Source organism: Luteitalea sp. TBR-22, from assembly GCF_016865485.1.
In the GTDB taxonomy this organism is placed as follows: Bacteria; Acidobacteriota; Vicinamibacteria; order Vicinamibacterales; family Vicinamibacteraceae; genus Luteitalea.
In genome coordinates this window covers 2,093,083-2,115,090 of the sequence record NZ_AP024452.1, presented here as the reverse complement: position 1 = coordinate 2,115,090, position 22,008 = coordinate 2,093,083, and the positions used below count along the sequence as shown (strand labels likewise).

Below are 22,008 nucleotides of genomic sequence, written 5' to 3'. Positions count from 1 at the left end.
GCGGTGGGCGACAGTGCGCCGCCCTCACCGCGACTGTGAATCCGGTGCAGCACGGGCCCTCGGGCCTCAGGGCACGCGGGTGGCCGACCAGCCATCGCCTGCCAGTCGATCGCCCTCGACCCGCCCCGTGTACGTACGCCCGCCTGCGGTGAAGGTGAGGACCGCCCCCGCCAGTTTGCCAGCGGTCACCGGGACGGCGCCCAGCGTGCCGGTGACGTTCTGGAAGGACTGCGACAGGGTCAGTGTTTCCTTCCCCATCCGCCAGGTGCCTCCCACCTTGGCCGGGACGACCCACGCCATCGCCGTGCACCACGACGTGCACTCGGGCACCGTGGTCCGGACGTCGGGCTCCCAGTCCTCCATGTCGAAGGAGTTGGAGACGACCCGCGTACCCGGCGGCAGGTCGAGCAGCTTCGGGCGCAGCTTCATGTTGATTTCCGGCAGCAGGAAGAGCGTGATGACCGTCGCTTTGGAGAGGTCGGCCTCGAACAGGTCGCCCTGCACGAACGTCGCGCGGGCCGAGACGCCGGCCTCCTCGGCCTTGCGACGCGCGAGCGCCACCATGTCCGGGTTGAACTCGACGCCGGTCGCGGTGGCGCCACGCCTGGCCGCGGTGATCACGGTGATGCCGTTGCCGGAGCCGAGGTCGACGAGGTGGTCCTGCGGCGTCAGCCTGGCCAGGTCGAGCATCGCATCGACCGTGGACTGGGGCGTCGGCACCCACACGACGTCCTTGCCCGCCTGACCACTGACGGGCTCGAAGGGCTTGGGCGGATCCTGCACCGCCTGGCCGACCGCCAGCGAGGGCGACAGCAGGCAGAGTCCCAGGACCACACAACGAGCGACACGGCTGATACGGCTCATCCGAGGTTCCTCCGGCGCCCGCGGGCGCGTTGGCATGACGTCACACACAGTACGCCGGAACCCTGCCGGCACGTTGCGCGCCGTGCGCTCGCCGAGGTCGGAACCTGCTGACCTTGCTGGTGCTGCGCGTCGAGCAGTGCCCCCGGCGGCTCGCGCCGACGGTCAAGGCCGCAGCAACCGGTCCATCACCCACGACGCGCGGGCGCCGCTCTCCCCGGTGCTCGGGCAGGCGCCCAGGCCACGCAGGTCATTCACGACGGCCTGGATGAGCGGCTGCTGGACGTGCGCGGGGTGAGGAATCGCGAACGCCTCCTGCGCCATCGCCCTGGTCAGCACCACCGGCACGTCGTCGAAGGTCGAGAAAGTGATCCGGCCGCTGGTCCCGAGGATCTCGACGCGGTCGGCATCGTGGTCGGCCGTGAAGCACCACAGGCCGCTGCCGCGCACGCCCGAGTCGAAGACGAGCGAGGCCGCCACGATGTCTTCGGCGGCGTAGTGCCCGCCCTGGTTGGCCGCCCCGCCCGTGACGCCGGAGATGGGCCCGAGCAGGAAGTCGAGCAGGTCGAGCGTGTGCGAGGCGAGATCCACGAACAGCCCGCCGCCCGCGATCTCGGGCACGACCCGCCAGGGCGGGGCGCCCTCCGTCGTCACGTGTCGCCGCGACAGCTGGATGGCCACGGCGCGCGGCGCGCCGATCGCGCCCTCCTCGAGGAGCGCCTTGACCTTCAGGAAGCGTGGCAGGGCGCGACGGTAGTAGGCCGTGAAGAGCGGGACGCCTGCGTCACGACACGCCTCGATCATGGCGACGCACTCGCCGTGCGTGCGGGCCATGGGCTTCTCGACGTACACGGGCTTGCGGTGGGCCGCGGCCAGGCGCGTGTACGGCAGGTGGCCGTCAGGTGGAGTGGCGACGTACACCGCATCGACCTCGGGGTCGGAGACGAGCGCCTCGGCATCGCCGTACCACCGGGGCACGCCGTGCCGCCGCGCGTAGTCCTCGGCGAGGTGCGCGGTCCGCCGCATCACGGCGACCAGCGCGGAGCCCTCCGCCTTCTGGAACCCGGGCCCGCTCTTCACTTCCGTCACGTCGCCGCAGCCGATGATGCCCCACCCGATCGTGGTCACTGCACGCGTCCTCCCTGCCGCGCCATGGCGCTGCGGCATCCGATTGCTGACATGTCTCGCGGATGGTAGCGCCTCCGGCCGACGATTGTCGGCTTTCGGATAGCCAACGCCAGACGCGGGCGGCATGATCCAGCTCATGCTGAGACCGACATCCCTTGCCGCCGCCCTGCTGCTCGGCGCGCTCGCCACGACCGGGTGTGCCCCGGCCGCCCCTCCCCCGCCCGCCGCCGACTCCCGGCCGGCGCTCGACGCTCCCGCCGACCTCGCCGCCATCAAGGCCGCCCGCGAAGGGTTCATGGCGGCCTACGCGGCCGGTGACGCCGCGGCGATCGGGCAGTTGTACACCGAGAACGCGGTCTCGGAGCCGAACCACCAGCCGAGCCTGAAGGGCCGCGACGCGATCGTCGCGAGCCTCGAGGCGATGTTCGCGCAGGTCATGGTGAAGGCCACCCTGACGCCCGACGAGACCCGCACGCTCGGCGCCGTCGGCCTCGACCGCGGCCGGTACTCGGTGACGGTCACGCCCAAGGCCGGTGCCCCACCGACCACGACCGAGGGACGGTACCTCGTCGTCTACGTGAAGGGCGAGGACGGCAAGTGGCGCGTGTCGCACGACATCGACAACGCGCCCGGCGTGCCCGCTGCCCCGCCTGCCCCTGCGGCCACCGACGCCGCGCAGCCCGTCGCGAAGCCATGAGCCGCCTGATTCGCCTCGCGTCGGCGATCGCCCTCACGCTGGCTCCCGTGGCACCGGCGTCGGCACAGTACGCCTGGGGCCGCGCGCCGCTCCCCTCGGCGGGTGCGTGCTTCTACGAGGACATCAACTACATGGGCCGCTACTTCTGCGCGCCCGTCGGCGAACTGGCGGGCCGTGTCCCGCCGGGCACCAACGACGAGATCTCGTCGATCCGCCTGTTCGGGTACGTCGAGGTCACGGTCTTCCGCTCCAACGACCTGCGGGGCGAGTCCCGCCGCTTCGCGAGCAGCATCCGCGACCTGCGCGATGCCGGCTTCAACGACCGCATCTCGTCGTTCGTCGTGGATCGCCGCGGCGGGGGCGGCGGGTCCTGGGGCGGCGCGTACGGCGGCGGCTCGTACGGGTACGGCGGGAGCGGCGGGTACGGCTCTCGCCCCCCGTCGAGGCCGCCCGACTATGACAACGGCGGGTACGGCAGCAGCTATCACGGCGGCTACGGCTTATCGCACCAGGGCTGGGGCGGCGCGTACGGCGGCGGTTCGTACGGATCGAGCTCGCACAACGGCGGGCGCTACACGTACGAACAGGCAGAACGCATGGTCCGACAGGCGTACCAGCGCGTATTGCGGCGCGATCCGGACCCGGCCGCGCGGCCCTGGATCAACGAGGTGATGAAGAACAACTGGTCGCAACGACAGTTGGAGGACGCCCTGCGCGACACGCCCGAGGGACGCAGCAAGGGCTTCTAGCGCGGACCGGGGACAAACCCCGTCCACCACCACGCCCCCCCTCACACGCCGATGACACGTCGAGCCGCAGCAGGCGCTGCGGCTCGCTCACTCGGCCGCACCGCCACCATCGACGCGCGTCGCCGCTGCCGGTGGCGCTCCGCGCCCGAGGTCCTCGTCGGCCGCGGCGGCACGCAACCACCCGTCGATCGCGGCGACCAGCGACGGATCGGCAGCCTGGCACTTGACGAGCGAGGCCCGTGCACGCTGCAGCAGGGCCCGCAAGTGGGCGCGGCGCCCCTGCCGCGCCGAGCGCGGCTGCTCCGGACCGAATGACAGCACCTCCGCCGACAGGGCCCGCAGCCGTGCGGTGGCACGATCGTCCGGCTGTCGCGCGAGCGCCCGACCCGCCGCGACGAACGCCTCGGCGACGCGGCCGCGCGCAAACTCGGCGCGCGCCAGCAGCGGGAGCGCCGGCCCGGGGTCGGGGAAGCGCTCCACGACCAGTTGCAATCGAGACGCGGCCTCATCGGGGAAGCCGCGGCGGAGAAGATCCTGTGCCGCCCGGATCTCCTGCACGCGGTCATCGGGGACGGCCGTCGTGCGGGTCGCCTTGGCCGAACGCTGCGCGACCGCGTCGGCCTGACGCCCTCGCAGGTGAGAGGCCCGCACCATTGCGGCGGCTGCCCCCCAGAGTGCGGCGAGCACGCCGCCCAGGGCGATGGCTCGCCCAGGTGCAGGCCTGGCTCCACCCCAGCCTTTCTGTAAGGCCGAGATTTCCCAATCGTCGACGGCCATGCCGCACGGTAGCAGGCAACGGCATACGGCTCAAGGCTCCGGCTCATGCCCGCGCCTCCCAAGGCGCGTGCGTTCCGGCTGTGCCTCGAGCCCGCCGGCGCCGCTACGGCTTGCCCTGCGCGTCCTTCCACATCCCCTGCAGGTCGTACAGGTTGATCAGGTGCCGCTCGAGCAACCGCTCGCCGGTCCCGATCTCGACGCGGGTGCTGGCGTCGGCGCCGTAGCCACCGTGCGCGGCCGATCGCAGGTCCGGCACGTACCCGGCCCAGGTGCCGGCGCCGCTGTGCGTGTAGCCGTAGAACAGCGGCACCGGCACCTCGGCGCGGGCCTTCCAGTCGCGCTGCAGTCGGTGCATGACCTCCCCCGGCCACGCGGCAATCCCGATCGTGCCGTTGAGCAGCACCGTCGCGATGCCGATGTCCAGCGTCTGCGTGGGGTCCCACCGGTCCTTCACGGTGACCACCTCGCGCCGCACCGCGATGCCCTCGCGCCCGGCCGGCACCGGCGTGGCACCCGCCGACGCACGCACCACGGCCTCGCCCAGCAGCTTGCCCATCGCCTCGACGACCGCGAAATCCCGGGCTTCGTCGCCCGACCGTGCCATGAAGAGCGGATTGATGTCGCCCGCGCCGCCCTGCACGAACATCACCTGTGCGCCCGGGAGGCCGGCCTCCGCGGTCGCCTGCAGGACTCCCGGGTAGTCCGCCGAGTACCTGCAATTGGTGGGGCCGAGCACCACGGCGTGGACCGCGTAGTGGACGAGCACCGCGCGCGGCTGTCCGTCCATCCCGTCGACCCGCAACAGCACGAACTCGGGATCGACAGGTCCGTACGGGACGCGCTCGAGGTTGTCGAACAGCGCGCGCGATCGACCGTCGTCGCGCGGCAGCAGGCGGTTGTAGCCCAGTTGCAGCGATCCCCGCGCCACCTGCAGCCGCGCCGGCGCCAGCGCAGCCTTCGCGCGGCCCACGGCGTCGAGCACCCTGGCTTCGACTTCGTCACGATAGGCCAGGGCGGCGGCGTTGCTGACCGGCGCGCTGCCGAACGGCAGGAAGGCCGGCGCCGAGTGCGTGTGCGACGCCGAGAGCAGCAAGGTGCGGATGCCGAACCGCTCGGCCACCTGCTGGTGCAGGCGCTCGGACACCATGCTGCCGAGGTCGAGCGTGACGATGGCCATCGCCTCGCCGCCCGACTCGATGACGAGCGCCTTGGCCTGCAGCGGGTCGTGCACGCCGTTGGACGGCCCGCACTTCCGGTTGGCATACCCGTACATCGTCATCGAGCCCGCAGGCGTGATGTCGACGCGGGCCACGCCCGCGCGCATCTCGGCCCGTGCGGGCGTCGCCGCCCCGAGTGTCGCCACGAGGGCGACGGCCATCAGCCATGAACGCATGCGGCACATCGTGCCAGCATCGCCGGCGATTTGGTAGGGATGGCGTGCCATGGGGTCTTCAGGTGGCTCGCCGCGGCTGCTTGCCGAGGCCCTCGTTTTCGAGTTAGCCTGACTAACGTCAAATGAGGCCCCCGCCACCGCCCCGTCGTCCCTACCGGATGGGCGCCCGCGCCGAAGCGGCCGAGCGCACGCTGGACCGCATCCACGAGGCCGCCACGGCGCTGTTCCGGACCCGACCCTTCGCGGAGGTCACGCTGCAGGCGGTGGCCGAGGGCGCCGGCGTGACGCTGCAGACGGTGCTGCGGCGCTGCGGCTCGAAGGAACGCCTCTTCCAGGAGGCCTCCTCCCGCTTCGCCGCGCAGGTCGAGCGGAGCCGGAAGGTGGCGGCGACCGACGACGTCGCCGGCGCCGTAGGCACGCTGGTGGCCAGCTACGAGGCGATGGGGGATCTCGCGTGGAACGGGCTCGTGCAGGAGGATCACCAGCCTCTCATCCGCGCGCGGTACGTCGAGGCGCGCGCCATGCACCGCCGCTGGGTGGAGGCGACGTTCGGGTCGGTGCTGGCCGGGCTCCGGCGCGCCGAGCGCGAGCGGCGCGTCCTGCTGCTGTTCGGCACCACCGACTTCTACCTGTGGAAGCTGTACCGGCGCGACCTCGGCCTCGGCCGTCGTGCCACCACGGCGCGGCTCGTCGACCACGTCGAGGCCGTGCTCGCCACCTTCCGGAGCGCCAATTGAGCACCTTCCTGTTCACCCTCGTCGACGGCGGCGGCAACGTCCCCGCGCAGCTCGCCATCGCGCGGCGCCTGGCGGGCCGCGGGCACACGGTCCACGTGCTCGCCGACCGCGTACTCGCCGATGCGGTCGAGTCGGCCGGCTGTCGGTTCCTGACGTGGACGTGCGCACCGCAGCACAACATGCGCGATCGCGCCGCCGACACCGTTCGCGACTGGGAGCCCTCGTCGCCTCCGGCGCAACTGCGCCGCATCGGCGAGCAGGTGATGTTCGGCCCGGCCTCCCGGTACGCGCGCGACGTGCTCGACGCGATCGATCGCACCACCCCGCAGGCGCTCGCGGTCGACTGCCTGCTGTTCGGGGCCATGGCCGCCGCCGAGCGCTCCAGGCTGCCGGCCGCGACGCTGTTCCACTACCCGTTCCATGCCCCCGTCGAGGGCTTCACGCCGCTCGGGTTCGGACTGAAGCCGGCGCGGAGCGTGCTGGGGCGCGCCAGGGATGCCGTGATGCTCGGGCTCGCCCGCCGCGTGTTCGCCTTCGGCCTGCCTCCGCTGAACGAAGCCCGCGTGGCGCTGGGCCTGCCTCCCGTGGCTTTCGTGTTCGAGCAGTTGCTGCGCCTGCCCCGCGCGCTGGTCCTGACGAGCCGCGAATACGACTTCGTGCCGAGCGGGCTGCCTGCGCACGTGCGCTACGTGGGGCCGCAGCTCGACGATCCGTCGTGGCCAGAGCCATGGAGCTCGCCATGGCCCGACGACGCCGGGGAGCCGCTGGTACTCGTCTCGCTCGGATCCACGTACCAGCGACAAGACGAGGCCTTCCGCCGGATCGTCGAGGCGCTCGGCGCGCTGCCGGTGCGTGGGCTCGCGACGCTCGGCAGCCTCGCCGCGCCCTCGTGGGCACCGCCGCCGAACGTGCGCCTGGTGGCGTCCGCGCGGCACGCGTCGGTGCTGCCTCATGCCTCCGCGGTCGTGTGCCACGGCGGACACGGCACGGTGCTCAAGTCGCTCGCGCACGGCCTGCCCGTGCTGGTGATGCCGTTCGGCCGCGACCAGAAGGACAACGGGGCACGGGTGGAAGCGTGCGGGGCCGGACTGGTGACGTCGCCGCGTGCGTCGACGCAACGCATCGCCAGCGACCTGCGTCGCCTGCTCGAGGAAGGTGGCTTTCGCGAGGCGGCACGCCGGATGGCCGAGGTCATCGCCCGCGACGTCCGCGAGGACCGCGCCGTCGCCGAGATGGAGGCCCTGGCTAGTACACTTCCTGCAGCTTCGCCTTGACCACCGCCGGTGGCGTGACACCGGCGGCGATCATCACCTCGCGAACGGCGGCCTCGGTCTCCGGCGATGGCTTGAAGTTGCCGAAGCGATAGCCGACGGCAATCGCCAGGGGCGTCCAGCCGAACTCGTCGGGGCGGTTCCACACGTCGATTCGGGCGCCGCGCGACGCCAGCAGCTTCACGGCCTTCGGCAGGTTCTTGTAGGCGGCGGCGTGCATCGCCGTCTCGCCGTGCCTGTCCACGGCGTTCGGATCCGCGCCCAGATCGAGCAGGAACTGCAGCGCCTCCACGACCTCGGCCTCCGTACCGGCGTCCTCGCCCGGCGACCGCGTCGCGAGTCCCGCCGCGAGCATGAGGGCGGTCGAGCCGTCCGCGGTGGTGGCGGTGGGGTCGGCGCCGACCGCCAGCAGGCGCTTCATCAGCGGCACGTCGGCGGTCAGGGCCGCGAGCAGGAAGGGCGTGGCGCCGCGCTCGTCGAGCCGCGTGTTGTTCAGGTTGACGCGGCGCGTCATCCGCGCGTTCACGTCGGCGCCGGCGGCCACCAGTCGCGTCACGAGGTCGAGGCTGTCGAGCGTCCCGGATCCCTCGGGCGCTGGATCGTTGTCGCCGACGCCCGGCTTGCGCAGCACGGTGATCGCGTGGAGCGCGGTGTACCCCGTGCCGTCCGCTGCCGCGTTGGCGCCGGCCTCGAGCAACGCCGCGGCGACGTCGAGATGTCCGTTGCGCACCGCGATCAGCAACGGCGTCGTCCCCGCCGGCGGGACCCCGCCGTAGCCCCGACGACGAGGGCCGGGGCCATCGGGGGGAACGACGTCGTCGACGCGCGCGCCGGCCTTCAGCAGCGCGCGCACCGCCTCGAGCCGTCCTTCGCGCGCCGCGAACAGCAGGGGCGTGAACCCCGACGGCGCGCGACCGTGCACGTCGGCGCCCGCCTTCACGAGCTCGGCGACGACGTCGGCATGGCCTTCGGCGGCCGCCCACATGAGCGCGTCCTGCCCGCGCCGCTCGTCGCGCGCCCCGACGTTGGCGCCGCGGGCCAGCAGCAACGCGACGACGTCGGTCGCGCCGGCGCGTGCCGCCGTCATCAGCGGCGTCTCCCCGCCGGGCAAGGCATCGTTCGGCCCGGCGCCGGCCTCGAGCAACAGGCGGGCGATCGGCGCGCTCCCGTTGGTGCACGCCAACGACAGCGGCGTCACGCCGTACCGGGTCGACGCACGCACGTCGGCGCCGGCGCGCAGCAGGCCCTCGACGACGCCGACCTCGTCGTGGTGCACGGCCCAGTGCAGGGCCGTCATGCCGTCGACCTGCGGCACGGTCACCGGCGCCCGACGGGCGAGCAGTTCCCGCACCTCCGCCCAGGCCGCCCGCTCGGCCGCGTCGGCGACGCGCGGTTCCGGCCCGCTCGCCGCGGCGAGTGCGCCCCAGAGCGCCAGCAGCACCGGGAGCACGAGTCGACGGCAGGGGCGCGAGGCCATGCGATCAGAGCGACAGCAGCTCGTCGACGTGGCCACGGCTGTCGGCGAACGCGTCGAGGCGCACGCCCGCTCGCGCGAGCAGCGTCAGGTGAAGGTTGGCCAGCGGCGTCGGCTCCGCGTACCGGATGTGACGCGCGCCGCCGCCGGGATTGCGCCCACCGCCAGCGACCAAGATCGGCAGGTCGATGTGGTTGTGGATGTTGGGATCGCCCATGCCACTGCCGTACAGGTACAGCGAGTGATCGAGGAGCGTGCCGTCGCCCTCCGGCGTCGCCTGCAGTTTCTCGAGGAACTTCGCGAACAACGACACGTGGAACGCGTTGATCTTCGCCATCCGGGCGACCTTCTCGGGGTCGTTGCCGTGGTGCGTGAGCGGATGGTGGGGATCGGGCACGCCGATCTCGTTGTAGGTCCGGTTGCTCGTCTCGCGCGCGAGCTGGAAGGTGGTCACGCGCGTCACGTCGCCCTGCAGCGCCAGCACCTGCAGGTCGAACATCAGCGTCGCGTGCTCGGCATACGAGGCGGGTACGCCGGCCGGGCGATCCAGGTCGGGCAGCGGCGCGTCTCGCGTCTGCGTCTCGGCCTTCTGGATGCGCCGCTCGACCTCGCGCACCGTGTCGAGGTACTGCCCGACGCGGATGCGGTCCTCGGCGCCGAGGCTGCGCTCCAGGCGCGTCATGTCCTCCCGCACGGCGTCGAGCAGGCTGGCGCGGCGACGCAGTGCCGCCTGACGGTCGGCCGGCGTGCCGCCCTCGCCGAAGAGGCGCTCGAACACCAGCCGCGGGTGCGCCTCGGCCGGCAGCGGCGTCGTCGGCGAGGACCACGACAGGTTGTTCTGGTACACGCACGCGTAGCCGTTGTCGCACTGCCCCACCGTCTGCAGCAGGTCCATCGAGAGCTCGAGCGAGGGCAGGAGCGTGTCGCGACCCATCTGCTGCGCGGCCACCTGGTCGGCGGTGACGCCCAGGTAGTAGTCGGTGCTCTCGGTCCACTTGGCGCGCGCCGCGCTGAGGAACGCCGCGTTCGACGTCGCGTGCGTGCCGGGATATGCGTTCTTGAGCTCGAGGTGCGACAGCACCGTGAGCTGGTCGGCCACCGGCGCCAGCGACTGCAGCGTCGGCGAGAACGCGCTGATGCGGCCCTCGCCGGTCGGCGTCCACCGCGCCAGGTCGCAGCCCATCGGCATGTACACGAAGCCGAGCCGGCGCACCTGCCGGGCCGGCGTCCGGGCCGTGGCCGTCAGCGCCGGCACCATCGCATCGAGCAGCGGCAGCGACACGGTGGCGCCGAGCCCCCGCAGGAACGTGCGCCGCGGCAGGGCCTTCTTGGTGATGATCATCGCGACATCCTCATCTGGAACGGCTGGCTCCTGGCGACCCCGAGCACGAGGTCCGAGAAGCGGTAGCGGCCGGGCCGCGCCTCGCGCACGATGGCGCGCACCGCCGGCGCGTCGAGGGGTTCCACCCCACGGCCGCTCGCGTAGGTGAGCAGCTTCTCGGTGAACGTGTGCACGAACAGCTCGGGGCGGGCGAGCAGCGCCGCCTCGAGGCCGGCGACGTCGGTGAAGCGGCTGCCGTCGGGCAACCCGCCCGACACGTCGATCTCCACGCCGTCCTCGCGCGCGCGCCGGCGTCCGACGGCGTCGAAGCGCTCGAGCGACAGGCCCACCGGGTCGATCTGATCGTGGCACCGCGCGCACGCCTTGTTGCGCCGGTGCTCGGCGAGCCGGCCACGCACCGACAGCCGACCGTCCACGGTGTTGTCCTCCAGCGCCGGCACGTCGGGAGGCGGCGGAGGCGGCGGGATGCCGAGCAGCGTGTCGAGCACCCACTTGCCGCGCAGCACGGGCGAGGTCCGCGTCGCATACGAGGTGACGGTGAGCACGCTGCCATGACGCAGGAGCCCGCCGCGCCCGCTCGCAGGGTCGAGCGACACGCGACGGAAGCGCGGCCCGTACACGTGCGGGAGTCCGTAGTGCCTGGCCAGGCGCTCGTTCAGGAATGTGTAGTCGGCGCGGAGCAGGTCGAGGACGCTGCGGTCCTCGACGCGCACGCTGTCCACGAAGCGCTCGGTCTCCTCCCGGAAGGCCTGCCGGAGGTTGTCGTCGAAGTCGGGGAACAGCCGCATGTCGGGCGTCATCGCCTCGAGGTTGCGCAGGTGCAGCCACTGCGCGGCGAAGTTGCCGACCAGCGCGCGGGCCCGCGGATCGGCCAGCATGCGGCGGACCTGCTGCTCGAAGACGCGCGGCTCGCGCAGCGACCCGTCCGTGCCGCGCGCCAGGAGCTCGTCGTCCGGGATGCTGCTCCACAGGAAGAACGAGAGGCGCGACGCAAGCGCCAGGCCGCTCACCCGGTACGGGGTGCCGGGCGCCAGCCCGGCCGGGTCGCGCTCGACGCGGAACAGGAACTCCGGGCTCACCAGCACGCCGGCGAGAGCCATCTCGATCCCGGCGTCGAAGTCACCGCCCTCGTCGCGGCCTTGCCGGAACAGGGCCAGCGATCGTTGCAGGTCGGCCTCGACCACCGGGCGCCGCCAGGCGCGGCGCAGCAGCGTCGCGAGGATTCGCCGGGCCGCCGATGCCTCCTGTGCCGGGCCGGCCGGCTGGGCCACGAAGAGCCGTCGCCGGCTCGGCGTGTCGCCGGGCGCACTCACGCCATGCGGTCCGACGACCGACACCGAGAAGATCGCGGGCTGCAGGCGCGGATGCCGGTAGGAGTTGAAGCGCGCCTGGTAGGGCTGGCGCAGGGTCTCGGCCAGCGCCGACGGCTTCTTGAGGAACGTCACCCCGATGACGTGCGGGCCGGCCGTCACCGGGACGCGGATGGTGAGGTGCGCATCGGCCTCGCGCGCCGGCGCGCTGCCACGGGCGGGGGGCACTGGCGCCACGTCGAACAGCGTCACGCGTTGTCGATCCAGCAGCACCTCGAGTTGGTGCGGCTCGGTGAGGCCCTCGATCTTCTCGTCGCGATCGCGGCGCAGCCGGATCTGGAACTCGTACTCGCCATCGCGCGGGAACGTATAGGTGAACCGCCCGCCTCCCCGCGTGCCTGGCGGCAAGCCGTCGACCTGCTCTTCCTGCGTGAGGTCGGCCGGCAAGCGGAACGTCTCGCCGGCCGGCGCGCGACCGGCCCGTCCGACGGCGAGCCGGCTGATCTTCTCCGCCGCCGCGACGTATCGCTCGAGCAGCGTCGGCGAGAGCTCGCCGGTCGTGACCGTGTCGAACCCGTAGCTGGCCTCGTCGGCGGGCAGCAGGGACTCGACGTCGACCTCCACGGCCAGCAGGTCGCGGATCACGTTGCGGTACTCGGTGCGCGTGAGCCGGCGAATCGAGGCGGTGCGGCCCGGGTGGGGCCGGCGCGCCGCGGCAGCGTCGAGCGTCGCCTCGAGCTGGGCGACGAGGGCGTCGTAGGTGGCCTCGTCGGGCCGCGGCTCACCAACCGGCGGCATCTGGCGCGTGCGCAGCCGCCGCACCACCTTCTCCCACGCCCCGGCATGCGCGGCGACGTCGTCGGGCAACAGCGCATCGAGCGCCAGCCCGCCCTTCTTCGCAGAGCCGTCGTGACAGTCGAGGCAGTACTCCTGCACGAAGGCGGCGGTGCCGGCATTGGCCGGCGCGACCGGGCGCGACGAGGGTGGCGCGTCCGCCGTCAACCGGAGGCTGCCGGCCGCGAGCAGCGCGACGCCGGCCGCGGCGGCGGCCCGGCGCACGTCGGGCAAGGGCATGCCGCGCATCTTACGCCGACTTGGCGTTCGGCGCGTCGACCTGAAGGTCGACGCCCGCGGCCTGGTTCAGGTCGACGCCCACGGGCTGGTTCAGGTCGACGTCCACGGCCTGGCTCAGGTCGACGCCCACGGCCTGGTTCAGGTCGATGCCCACACGGGAGCTCCGCTGGCAGGGTAGGCGTCGGGCTTGCCCGACGCGCAGCGAACCATCGCGGACCGTCGCGCCAGCGCGCCCCCCGCACCGTCCGGCCGTCAGGCGTCCACAGGCCCATCCATGGGAACGACCTGCGTCCTCAGCTCACGCCTCAGGGCCCGCCCCTTCCACGCTTCGTAGATCGCCGGATACACGAGCAGCTCCAGCAGGAACGACGTGAGGATGCCGCCGAGCATCGGCGCCGCGATGCGCTTCATCACGTCGGCGCCCGCCCCTGTCGACCACATGATCGGCAGCAACCCCATCACCATGGTCGCCACGGTCATGAACTTCGGCCGAATCCGCTTGACAGCCCCGTGGAGCACCGCGACGCGCAGGTCGGCCAGGGATCGCAACCGACCCTCGCGCCTCGCCTCCTCGTGGGACAGGTCGAGGTACAGGAGCATGAAGACGCCCGTCTCGGCGTCGACGCCGAGCAGCGCGATGAGGCCCACCCACACGCCGACGCTCATGTTGTAGCCGAGCAGGTACAGGAGCCAGATGGCGCCGACCGCGGAGAACGGGACGGCGAGCAGGATCAGGACCGTGCGGCCGATCGCCCGCGTGTTGAGGTAGAGCAGGCCGATGACCAGCGCGAGGGTGATCGGCACCACGATCCGCAGGCGCTCCTTCACGCGCTGCATGGCCTCGTACTGGCCGCTCCATTCGATCGTGTACCCGGCCGGCAGCGGCACCTGGGCGGCCACCACGCGACGGGCCTCCTCGACGTAGCTGCCGACGTCGCGGTCGGCGACGTCGACGTACACGTACCCGCTGAGCATGCCGTCCTCGTTGCGCAGCATCGCGGGGCCCGACACGAGCCGCACGTCGGCGAACTGCGAGAGGGGCACCTGCGCCTGTCCGCCCATCGCCGGCACGAGCACGCGCTTCAGGCGGTCGAGGTCGCTCCGGTAGTCGCGGAAGTAGCGCACGTTGACCGGATACCGCTCGCGGCCCTCCACGGTGGTGGTCACCGTGTCGCCGCCGACCGCCGACATCACCACCATCTGCGCGTCGTCGATCGACAGCCCGTACCGCGCGAGCTCGTCGCGCTTCCACACGAAGTCGACGAAGTAGCCGCCGGACGTGCGCTCGGCGAAGGCGCTGCGCGTGCCGCGCACCGACGGCAGCACGGCCTCGATGCGGGTGCCGAGCCGCTCGATCTCGCGGATGTCGGCGCCCCGGATCTTCACGCCGACCGGGGTGCGGACGCCGGTGGTCAGCATGTCCACCCGGGCCTTGATCGGCATCGTCCAGGCATTGGTGACGCCGGGGATCCGCAGCGCGTCGTTCAGCTCGGCGACCAGCTGGTCGGTCGAGATCCTGTCGCTGGTGATGCGCCCGAGCGCTGGCCGCAACCACGACGGCGCCCAGTCGTCGTACCAGGTCGGGACGCGCCGCCACTGGTCATGGGGCTTGAGCGTGATCACCGTCTCCATCATCGAGAACGGCGCCGGGTCGGTGGAGGTCTCCGCTCGCCCGGCCTTGCCGAACACCCGCTCGACCTCCGGGAACTGGCGGATCACCTGCCCCTGCGTGCGGAGCAGTTGCTGCGCCTGCGTGACCGACAGCCCCGGCAGCGTCGAAGGCATGTACAACAGTGCGCCCTCGTCGAGGGGCGGCATGAACTCGGAGCCGAGCTTCTGGTAGACCGGCACCGTGGCCGCCATCAGGGCGATGGCGCCGCCGATGACCGCCCACTTCCATCGCAGGGCCCACGCGCACGCCGGCTCGTAGGCGCGGATCAGGACTCTGCTGATCGGGTGGCGTTCCTCGGCGTGGATCTTGCCGATCAACACCGCGTTGGCGGCGCGCGCCAGCCAGGCCGGCCGGAACGAGAGCGTGCGGGTGTGCGTGAACATCAGCCGCATCGCCGGGTCGAGGGTGATGGCGAGCACGGCGGCGACGACCATCGCGAGGTTCTTCGTGTACGCCAGCGGCTTGAACAGCCGCCCTTCCTGCGCCTCGAGGGTGAGCACCGGCAGGAACGAGACGGCGATGACCAGCAACGCGAAGAAGCTCGGGCCGCCGACCTCCTTGACCGCGTCGATGACCACGCGCCGGTAGTCCTGCACCCGGCCAGTGCGGTCCCACTCCTCGAGTTTCTTGTGGGTCTGCTCCACCACCACGATCGCCGCGTCGACCATCGCGCCGACGGCGATGGCGATGCCGCCGAGCGACATGATGTTGGAGCTCAGGCCCATCAGCCGCATCGGCACGAAGGCGATGACGATCGCCACCGGGATGGTGATGATGGGAATCAGCGCGCTCGGCAGGTGCCAAAGGAACACGAGGATCACGAGCGAGACGATGGCCAGTTCCTCGACCAGCGTGCCGGTGAGCGTCTCGATCGAATGCGTGATCAGGCCGGACCGGTCGTAGGTGGTGACCACTTCGACGCCGGGCGGCAGGCTGCCCTTCACCTCCGCCAGCTTCGCCTTGACGCGATCGATCACGGCGAGCGCGTTCTCGCCCTGCCGCATGACGACGATGCCGCCGACGACGTCGCCGCGGCCGTCGAGGTCGGCGACACCGCGCCGCAGGTCGGGGCCGAGGGTCACCTCGCCGACGTCGCGGACGCGCACCGGGACGCCGCGCTCGTTGGTCGCGAGCACGATGTTGCCGAGGTCCTCCGTCGAACGGGCGTAGCCGCGGCCGCGCACCATGTACTCGGCGCCCGCCATCTCGATCAGGCGTCCGCCGACGTCGTTGTTGCCGCTCCGCACGACCTGCACCACCTTGTCGATGGGGATGCCGTAGGCGCGCAGGCGGTTGGGGTCGACCTGCACCTGGTACTGCCGCACGAAGCCGCCGATCGGCGCGACCTCGGCGACACCCGGCACGGCCTTCAGGTAGTAGCGGAGATACCAGTCCTGGTAGGAGCGGAGGTCGGCCAGCGAGTGCGTGCCGGAGTGGTCGACGAGCGCGTACTGGAAGATCCAGCCGACGCCGGTCGCATCGGGTCCCAGTTCGGTGCGGACGCCCTCGGGCAGCCGCGGCAACACCGACGACAGGTACTCGAGCGTGCGGGTGCGCGCCCAGTAGATGTCGGTGCCTTCCTCGAACACGATGTAGACGTACGAGAAGCCGAAGTCGGAGAAGCCGCGGACGGCCTTGACGCGCGGCGCGCCGAGCATCGCCGTCACGATCGGGTAGGTGACCTGGTCCTCGAGGATGTCGGGGCTGCGGTCCCACCGGGAGTAGACGATGACCTGCGTGTCGCTCAGGTCGGGGATGGCGTCGAGCGGGATCGTCCGCATCGACCACACGCCCGCGGCCGTCGCGATGGCGACGGCGAGGAACACGGCGATGCGGTTGCGCGCCGACCACTCGATGATGCGGTCAATCATGGCGGTGCTCGTGGCCGGCGGGCGCGGCGGCGGGCCTGGGGGACTCGGGCGTGCTGCGGGCCGGCGCGGTGCGCGCCGGGGCGAGGCCGGCCGACCGCAACTGGCTCTCGGCGTCGATCAGGAACGTGCCCGACGCCACGACCTTCTCGCCCTCGACCAGGCCGTCGAGGACGACGAGCCGGTCGCCAGCGCGCTCGCCGACCTGCACGGGCCGCGGCGTGAGCCAGCCGTCGCCGAGGTCGACGAACACCACCTGTCGTTCGCCTGAGTTGAGCACCGCGTCGGCCGGCACGGTCAGGCGGCGCCCGCCGGCGAGCGGGAACTCGACGTCCACGAACATCTCCGGCCGCAGACGCATGCCGGGGTTGCGTGCCTCGAGCCGCACCTTCAACGTGCGCGTGGTCGGGTCGACGGCCGGCTGCACGTAGGCGGCGGTCGCCGAGATGGAGGTCGTGCCGGCGCCATAGGGCAGGATGACGCGGGCCGGGGCCCCGGCCCGCACGGCCGCGAGGTCGGCCTCGTACAGGTCGGCCATGATCCAGACGGTCGAGAGGTCGGCCAGCGTGTAGAGGTCGCTCTCGGAGGTGACGCGCTGGTTCGGGAAGGCGTTGCGGGCGAGCACGAAGCCACCGGCGGGCGCGTACAGCGTGACGGCGCGGATCGGCTGCCCCGACGCGAGCACCTGGTCGATCTGCGCCTCGGTGAGGTTCCACAACTGCAGGCGACGGCGGGCGGCCGCAAACAGCGCCTCGCCCTGCGCGGCGCCGGAGCCGAGCGGACTGTTCTGCATGACCTCGCGGGCGCGGCGCGCCAGCAGCAGTTCCTCCTGCGAGGCGAGCAGTTCCGGACTGTAGATGGTGAGCATCGGCTGGCCGCGGCGCACCTGCTGCCCGGTGAAGTCCACCAGCACCTGCTCGACGAAGCCGTCGACGCGCGCGTGCACGTGCTGCACCTTCGTCTCGTCGTAGGTCACCTTGCCGACCGTGCGGAGGGTGCGCCCGAGATCGGTGGCCTCGACGGTCGCCCAGGTCACGCCGGCGAGCTGCTGGCGGTCGGCCGGGATGCGGATGGCGCCCGCGTGCGACTGGCCTTCCGGCGCCTCGGCGTACACGGGCTCGAGGACGCGCCCGCTCGCCGGGTTGGTGCCCGGCGTGGTGGACGTGTAGGTGGGATCGCCGGGATCGCGGTAGAACCGCACCGTGCGCCCGTCGGCCGGTGCAGTCGGACGATCGTCGGCGTACACGGGCTCGAGCGCCATGCCGCAGTCGGGTGCGATGCCGGGCTTGTCGGAGCGGTACGCCGGGTGCATCGGGTCGACGTAGTACAGGACCTTCCGTTGCGCGGGCGCGGCGGGCGCCGCGTCGCGCTTCACGCGAAGCAGGTAGCCCCCACCGAACGCGACGGCGAGGAGCACGAGGACGAGCAGGACTTTCAGGACTCGCATGGCGGCCTCAGCGGAGCGGCGTGGCCGTCATCTCCTCGAGACGGCTGGCGGCCAGGTGGAGGTCGGCGAGCTGCTCGACGTAGCTCATCTCGTATTCGAGGACCGACCCGAAGTTGGTGAGCACGCTCAGGAAGTCGACGCCGCCGGTCTGGTAGCTGGCGATCGACGACTCGAGCGCGAGGCGCGCCTGCGGGAGCACGGCGTCGCGATAGAGCGTGGCGAGTTCGGCCGCCGTTGCGCCCATCTGCCAGTCCTCCTGGATGCGCCCCTGCAGGGTGCGACGCGTCGCCTCGAGCGCGTGCCGCTCGGCGTCGAGGCTGCGCTCGCGCTCGGCGACCATCGCCCGGCGTCGCGCCTTCTGCAGCGGCACCACCACGTCGAACCGCGCCTCGAACATGTCGGGCATCGAGCCCATGAAGGTGTAGCCGGCCGAGACGGCGAAGTCGGGACGCCCCTCGCGCCGTGCGACGTCGAGGGCGGCCTCGGTGCGGGCGGCCATCAGCTGGTCGCGGCGCACCATCGGCGAGACGCTCGACGCGGCCTGCACGAGCCCGTCCACCGTTGCGGTCCACAGGCGCGGCTCGAGGTCGACGGGTCGGGCCACCGGGGCGTCCGCCGCCCGCCCCCGCAGCGCGTTCAGCTCGCCCTCGCGGGTCCGGCGCTCTCGCTGCACCCGCGCGCGCTGCAGGGCGATGAGGCTCACCTGCGTCTGCGCACGGATCACGTCCTGTTGCGCAGCCTGGCCGACGGCGTACCTGGCCTCGCTCACCTTCACGAGCGTCGAGAGCAGGTCCTCGTTGGCGCGCAGCACCGCGTCGAGTTGCCAGGCGGCAGCGAGGCGGACGTAGGCCTGCGTGGCGCGGGCGGTGAGCGAGAGCCGCGCCGCATCGAGCTCGACGCGCTCCACCGCGGCTTCGCGCCGCATCACCTCGGCACGGGCGTCGCGCTTGCCCGGATACGGCAGCGCCTGCGACACCATCACGCCGAAGCCGGCGTTCGGATCGGTCCCGAGGCCGGCGCCGGGCCATGGCCGGCCCGTCGACGAGTAGCCGGTGGACACCATCGGGTCGGGCAAGGCGCGCTCCTGCGCCGGACGCTCGAGCGCGGCAGCGTGACGGTCCTCCGCGACGACCATCTCGGGATGGGCGTCGAGCACCTGCTGGACGAGTACCTCGAGCGACAACCGCTCTGAGGCAGGAGCAACGAACTGGGCGGTGGCAGTGGCGGCGAGCGACCACGCCGCGAGCACCGCGCACGCCAGGCGACGTGCAACGAACATGGGACGACCTCGGATGAACGAATCAGCGCGCCGATCGGTCGGCGACCGATCGAGGAACTGGCCAGGGTCGCAGGGGGCCTGCAACCCGTGGCTGTCGCCTGCGGTGATTCAGATCCTGAGGACGATGCAGCGGGGGAAGGCCTGGGTCGCCTTGGGTCGGACCCGACGCGGCGCACGGTTCAGGGCCACACTGCCGTGGACCGGCGTCGGCGAGGTGAGGACAGCGGTGGTGCCGAGGGTCGGTGCAGGCCCGTCACGACGGGCGTCGGTCGGTGGCGCGGCGAGCACCACGTCCACCCGACAGCGCTTCTCCGGGGTGAGCCGCCCGCCAGTTGTCGTCGGCGCCATCTCGTGGCACGAGGCGACGGCCAGCCGCCCGGGCGTACACGACGCCTTGCAGAGCGCGTCGGCTGCGGGAGCGACGGCGAAGAGGCAGGCGAGGACGAGGGCGAGAAGGCGAGTCATGCCGACCAGCCGTGACCTTTGCAGAAAGCGTACCGTCGACGACCGGGCTGGGTACGCACGCGGGGCCGGATGTGCGGGTAGGTGCGAGCGGCGGAGGCGCCGGATTTCCGGCACAAGGGGTGATTATTCCCCTGCCCGGCCTGATGGCATCCGACAGGCTCCGAAGGCCAGCGTCGACCTCACCGTGACTGACGACGCCGTCCTCGGCGACCCGCTCCAGCACCCGGATCGACCCGCGGTCCGGGTGCGTTCAAGGCGCCCTCGCGGCCAGCCGATTGACGTGTCGAATGACCGTTCGCCGGAAGCTCATCGCGAGCGTGGCTGCCCTGCTGCTGCTCTCCGGCGCCAGCACCGTCCTGTCGAGCCGGGCCCGGGAACGCACGCGGCTGGCGCTGGCTGCCGTGCAGGCGGGTCAGGCGCGCCTCGAACGACTGCTCTCGATCGAGCGCGAGGTGCAACTGCGGTGGCGTGAGCTCAGCGTCCTGCGGGAAGTCTCGGCCTCACCCGCGCAGATAGAGGTGATGCGGGCCCGGCTCGTGGCGCTGGAGGGGCAGGTGCGCGAGGCGGGCGAGTCCCCGGCCGGGCGTCCATTCGGCCGCGAGGCGACGGCGCTCCTCTCGGCATGGCACGGCACGCTGGCTGGCGTGCAGGCGGGTGACGCGCGCGAGGGCGTCGCGCCACCGACCGCGATGCTCGATGCGCTGCTCGCCTGGCGCAAGGCGGAGCGACGTGCCGCAGACGAGGACGCCCGCCGGTTCGGCGCGGCGCTGGATGCCGCCGATGCGACGACGATGGCGCTGCTGGGCTGCGGGCTCGTGGTCGGCTCCTGCATCGTCATCACCCTGTCGGTGACGCTGGCTGCCGGCTTCAGGCGGCTCGACACCGCCTCCAGGCACGTGGCCGCCGGCGACTACGCCTTCCGGTTGCCGGTCGGTCACGGGCGGGACGAGTTCGCCCGCGCCGCCGCCACCTTCAACGACATGGCGGTCGCGCTCGAACGGGCGATCGCCGAGACGCACGAAGCCCGGCGCCGGGCCGAGGAGGCCAGCGCCATCAAGAGCACCTTCCTGACCAGCCTGGCGCACGATCTCAAGACGCCGTTGACCGCCATCCTCGGATACGCCGACATGATCGAGTCGGACGTGCAGCAGGCCGGCCTGGCGACCAGCATGGCCGACCTCGTGCACCTGCGGCGCGGCGCCCGGGTGCTGCTCGGCATGGTCGGCGAGCTGCTCGACTACGCCCGCCTGGAGGCTGGTCGGATGCCGGTGGCCCTCGGCGCGCTCGAACCCGCGGCCCTGGTGGACGAACTCGCCGACACGCTCCGCCCGCTGCTGGAACAGCAGGGCAACACGCTCGTGGTCACCGCCCGCTGGCAGGGCACGCTGACCACCGATCCGGCCAAGGTGAGACACATCCTGCTGAACCTGCTCGGCAATGCCTGCAAGTTCACCACCCGCGGCACGATCGGCGTGGAGATCGACGGGCGGACGGACGGCGGCGGGGTCGTCCTCGCGGTCACCGACACCGGAATCGGCATGAGCCAGCAGGCCGCGGCGACGGTGTTCGCCCCCTACGTCCAGGCCAGCAGCGACATCCTGCAGCGCTATGGCGGCTCCGGCCTGGGCCTGGCCATCTCGCGGCAATTTGCACAGTTGCTCGGCGGCGACCTCACGGTGACGTCCGACGAGGGCGTCGGCACCACCTTCGTGCTGACGCTGCCGGACCTCGAGCGGGCCGGCGCTGCTGATCCAGCCTCGAACGACTTCGAAGAGGCCGTTGCCCTCTTCGCGGCGCTCGATCAGACGCCCCCGCAGACCCGCTTGAGTGCGTGACTCACGGAGTTCGGGGCCCGACCGCCGCTGCCGCGGCCTTGCGCAGGGCTTCGTCCCGCTTCTCCAGTTGGTGTCGCAGCATCGCGACGGTGCGACGCAGCTCCCTCGCGTCGTCATCGCGGCGCGCGGCATCGCGGGCCGCGAGGGCGGCCGCGGCGGCGGCATCCTGTTCGACCTTCGCAAGGCGATCGAGCAGCACCAGGGTCGCGGTCAGGATCAGTGGCTCTTGTGCGTCCTGGAACCCGGCCCGACTCTCCCGCAGCAGGCGCGCCGCCTCGACGACGTCGCGCGCTCCCGAATCACCGCCGAGGCGAAGCAAGCCGGCGCGCAGATAGGCCTCACGTGAGACGTCGACACGCGCCGACGAGCCCGCCACCTGCAGGTACGTCTCGAGGGCGGCGGCATGCCGGCCCTCGTGCTCCGCTCGTCCGGCCGCCTCCATCAGGCGCTGCTCACGCACCTCGGGGCCGACCACCGCAGGCCGTGCGTTCGAGCCGCGGCCAGCGCATCCCGCGCCCAGCAGGAGTGCGACCAGCAGGGGCGCCGTTTGGCGAGGCATTCCCATGCTTCAGTGAATCGACGCGTCTCAGCCGGCGCTGCAGTGGCCGTTCCTGCGCTGGGGGCAGACG

At 72.2% G+C, this 22,008-nt stretch carries 18 protein-coding genes; 5 read left to right on the top strand and 13 right to left on the bottom strand.

Annotation, left to right across the window (positions count from 1 at the left end):
• Positions 1–66: 66 nt before the first annotated feature.
• Both TBR22_RS08625 and TBR22_RS08620 read right to left on the bottom strand, forming a co-directional pair.
• Positions 67–834, bottom strand: a complete 768-nt coding sequence (locus TBR22_RS08625; protein WP_239492567.1) for a cyclopropane-fatty-acyl-phospholipid synthase family protein — start codon at positions 832–834, stop codon at positions 67–69.
• Between the two features lie 192 nt (positions 835–1,026).
• Positions 1,027–1,989 carry a Gfo/Idh/MocA family protein gene (locus TBR22_RS08620; protein WP_239492566.1) on the bottom strand — a complete coding sequence of 321 codons (963 nt, stop codon included), beginning with the start codon at positions 1,987–1,989 and terminating at the stop codon, positions 1,027–1,029.
• A 136-nt stretch (positions 1,990–2,125) separates the two neighbouring features.
• Here TBR22_RS08620 and TBR22_RS08615 point away from each other — a divergent pair, with 136 nt between their 5' ends.
• Positions 2,126–2,686, top strand: a complete 561-nt coding sequence (locus TBR22_RS08615; protein ID WP_239492565.1) for an SgcJ/EcaC family oxidoreductase — start codon at positions 2,126–2,128, stop codon at positions 2,684–2,686.
• The gene (locus TBR22_RS08610) at positions 2,683–3,435 is read left to right on the top strand and encodes a hypothetical protein (RefSeq protein ID WP_239492564.1); all 753 of its coding nucleotides are present in this window, start codon (positions 2,683–2,685) and stop codon (positions 3,433–3,435) included. Before TBR22_RS08615 ends, TBR22_RS08610 begins: the two co-directional genes overlap by 4 nt.
• An 87-nt stretch (positions 3,436–3,522) precedes the next feature.
• Here TBR22_RS08610 and TBR22_RS08605 read toward each other — a convergent pair whose 3' ends face one another.
• Both TBR22_RS08605 and TBR22_RS08600 read right to left on the bottom strand, forming a co-directional pair.
• Positions 3,523–4,089: a hypothetical protein gene (locus TBR22_RS08605; protein ID WP_239492563.1), complete on the bottom strand. Its 567-nt coding sequence runs from the start codon at positions 4,087–4,089 to the stop codon at positions 3,523–3,525.
• A gap of 226 nt (positions 4,090–4,315) precedes the next feature.
• Entirely contained in the window at positions 4,316–5,605 is a 1,290-nt protein-coding gene (locus tag TBR22_RS08600; RefSeq protein ID WP_239492562.1) for a neutral/alkaline non-lysosomal ceramidase N-terminal domain-containing protein, read from the bottom strand.
• A 122-nt stretch (positions 5,606–5,727) separates the two neighbouring features.
• Here TBR22_RS08600 and TBR22_RS08595 point away from each other — a divergent pair, with 122 nt between their 5' ends.
• Together TBR22_RS08595 and TBR22_RS08590 are read left to right on the top strand one after the other, a co-directional pair.
• Positions 5,728–6,342 carry a TetR/AcrR family transcriptional regulator gene (locus tag TBR22_RS08595; protein ID WP_239492561.1) on the top strand — a complete coding sequence of 205 codons (615 nt, stop codon included), beginning with the start codon at positions 5,728–5,730 and terminating at the stop codon, positions 6,340–6,342.
• Entirely contained in the window at positions 6,339–7,616 is a 1,278-nt protein-coding gene (locus TBR22_RS08590) for a glycosyltransferase (RefSeq protein WP_239492560.1), read from the top strand. Before TBR22_RS08595 ends, TBR22_RS08590 begins: the two co-directional genes overlap by 4 nt.
• Here TBR22_RS08590 and TBR22_RS08585 read toward each other — a convergent pair.
• The 8 genes from TBR22_RS08585 to TBR22_RS08550 form a co-directional block, all read right to left on the bottom strand.
• Positions 7,588–9,090: an ankyrin repeat domain-containing protein gene (locus TBR22_RS08585; RefSeq protein ID WP_239492559.1), complete on the bottom strand. Its 1,503-nt coding sequence runs from the start codon at positions 9,088–9,090 to the stop codon at positions 7,588–7,590. The genes TBR22_RS08590 and TBR22_RS08585 overlap by 29 nt on opposite strands.
• Before the next feature lie 4 nt (positions 9,091–9,094).
• A complete protein-coding gene (locus TBR22_RS08580; protein WP_239492558.1) occupies positions 9,095–10,429 on the bottom strand; it encodes a DUF1552 domain-containing protein in 1,335 nt (444 codons plus the stop codon).
• Positions 10,426–12,813, bottom strand: a complete 2,388-nt coding sequence (locus TBR22_RS08575; RefSeq protein ID WP_239492557.1) for a DUF1592 domain-containing protein — start codon at positions 12,811–12,813, stop codon at positions 10,426–10,428. Before TBR22_RS08575 ends, TBR22_RS08580 begins: the two co-directional genes overlap by 4 nt.
• 10 nt (positions 12,814–12,823) lie before the next feature.
• Entirely contained in the window at positions 12,824–12,967 is a 144-nt protein-coding gene (locus TBR22_RS08570) for a hypothetical protein (protein ID WP_239492556.1), read from the bottom strand.
• Between the two features lie 98 nt (positions 12,968–13,065).
• The gene (locus TBR22_RS08565) at positions 13,066–16,356 is read right to left on the bottom strand and encodes an efflux RND transporter permease subunit (RefSeq protein ID WP_239492555.1); all 3,291 of its coding nucleotides are present in this window, start codon (positions 16,354–16,356) and stop codon (positions 13,066–13,068) included.
• On the bottom strand, positions 16,349–17,800 hold the full coding sequence (locus TBR22_RS08560) for an efflux RND transporter periplasmic adaptor subunit (RefSeq protein ID WP_239492554.1): 1,452 nt from the start codon (positions 17,798–17,800) through the stop codon (positions 16,349–16,351). The genes TBR22_RS08565 and TBR22_RS08560 overlap by 8 nt, the downstream gene beginning before the upstream one ends.
• A 7-nt stretch (positions 17,801–17,807) precedes the next feature.
• Complete coding sequence (locus TBR22_RS08555; protein WP_239492553.1) at positions 17,808–19,079, bottom strand: TolC family protein; 1,272 nt, start codon at positions 19,077–19,079, stop codon at positions 17,808–17,810.
• Positions 19,080–19,187: 108 nt separating this feature from the next.
• Positions 19,188–19,544, bottom strand: coding sequence for a hypothetical protein (locus tag TBR22_RS08550; RefSeq protein WP_239492552.1), 357 nt, complete (start codon positions 19,542–19,544; stop codon positions 19,188–19,190).
• 287 nt (positions 19,545–19,831) lie between these two features.
• Between TBR22_RS08550 and TBR22_RS08545 the strand changes: the two genes are divergently transcribed.
• Positions 19,832–21,379, top strand: a complete 1,548-nt coding sequence (locus tag TBR22_RS08545) for a sensor histidine kinase (protein WP_239492551.1) — start codon at positions 19,832–19,834, stop codon at positions 21,377–21,379.
• 1 nt (position 21,380) lies between these two features.
• Here TBR22_RS08545 and TBR22_RS08540 read toward each other — a convergent pair whose 3' ends face one another.
• Positions 21,381–21,938: a hypothetical protein gene (locus tag TBR22_RS08540; RefSeq protein WP_239492550.1), complete on the bottom strand. Its 558-nt coding sequence runs from the start codon at positions 21,936–21,938 to the stop codon at positions 21,381–21,383.
• Between the last annotated feature and the right edge of the window lie 70 nt (positions 21,939–22,008).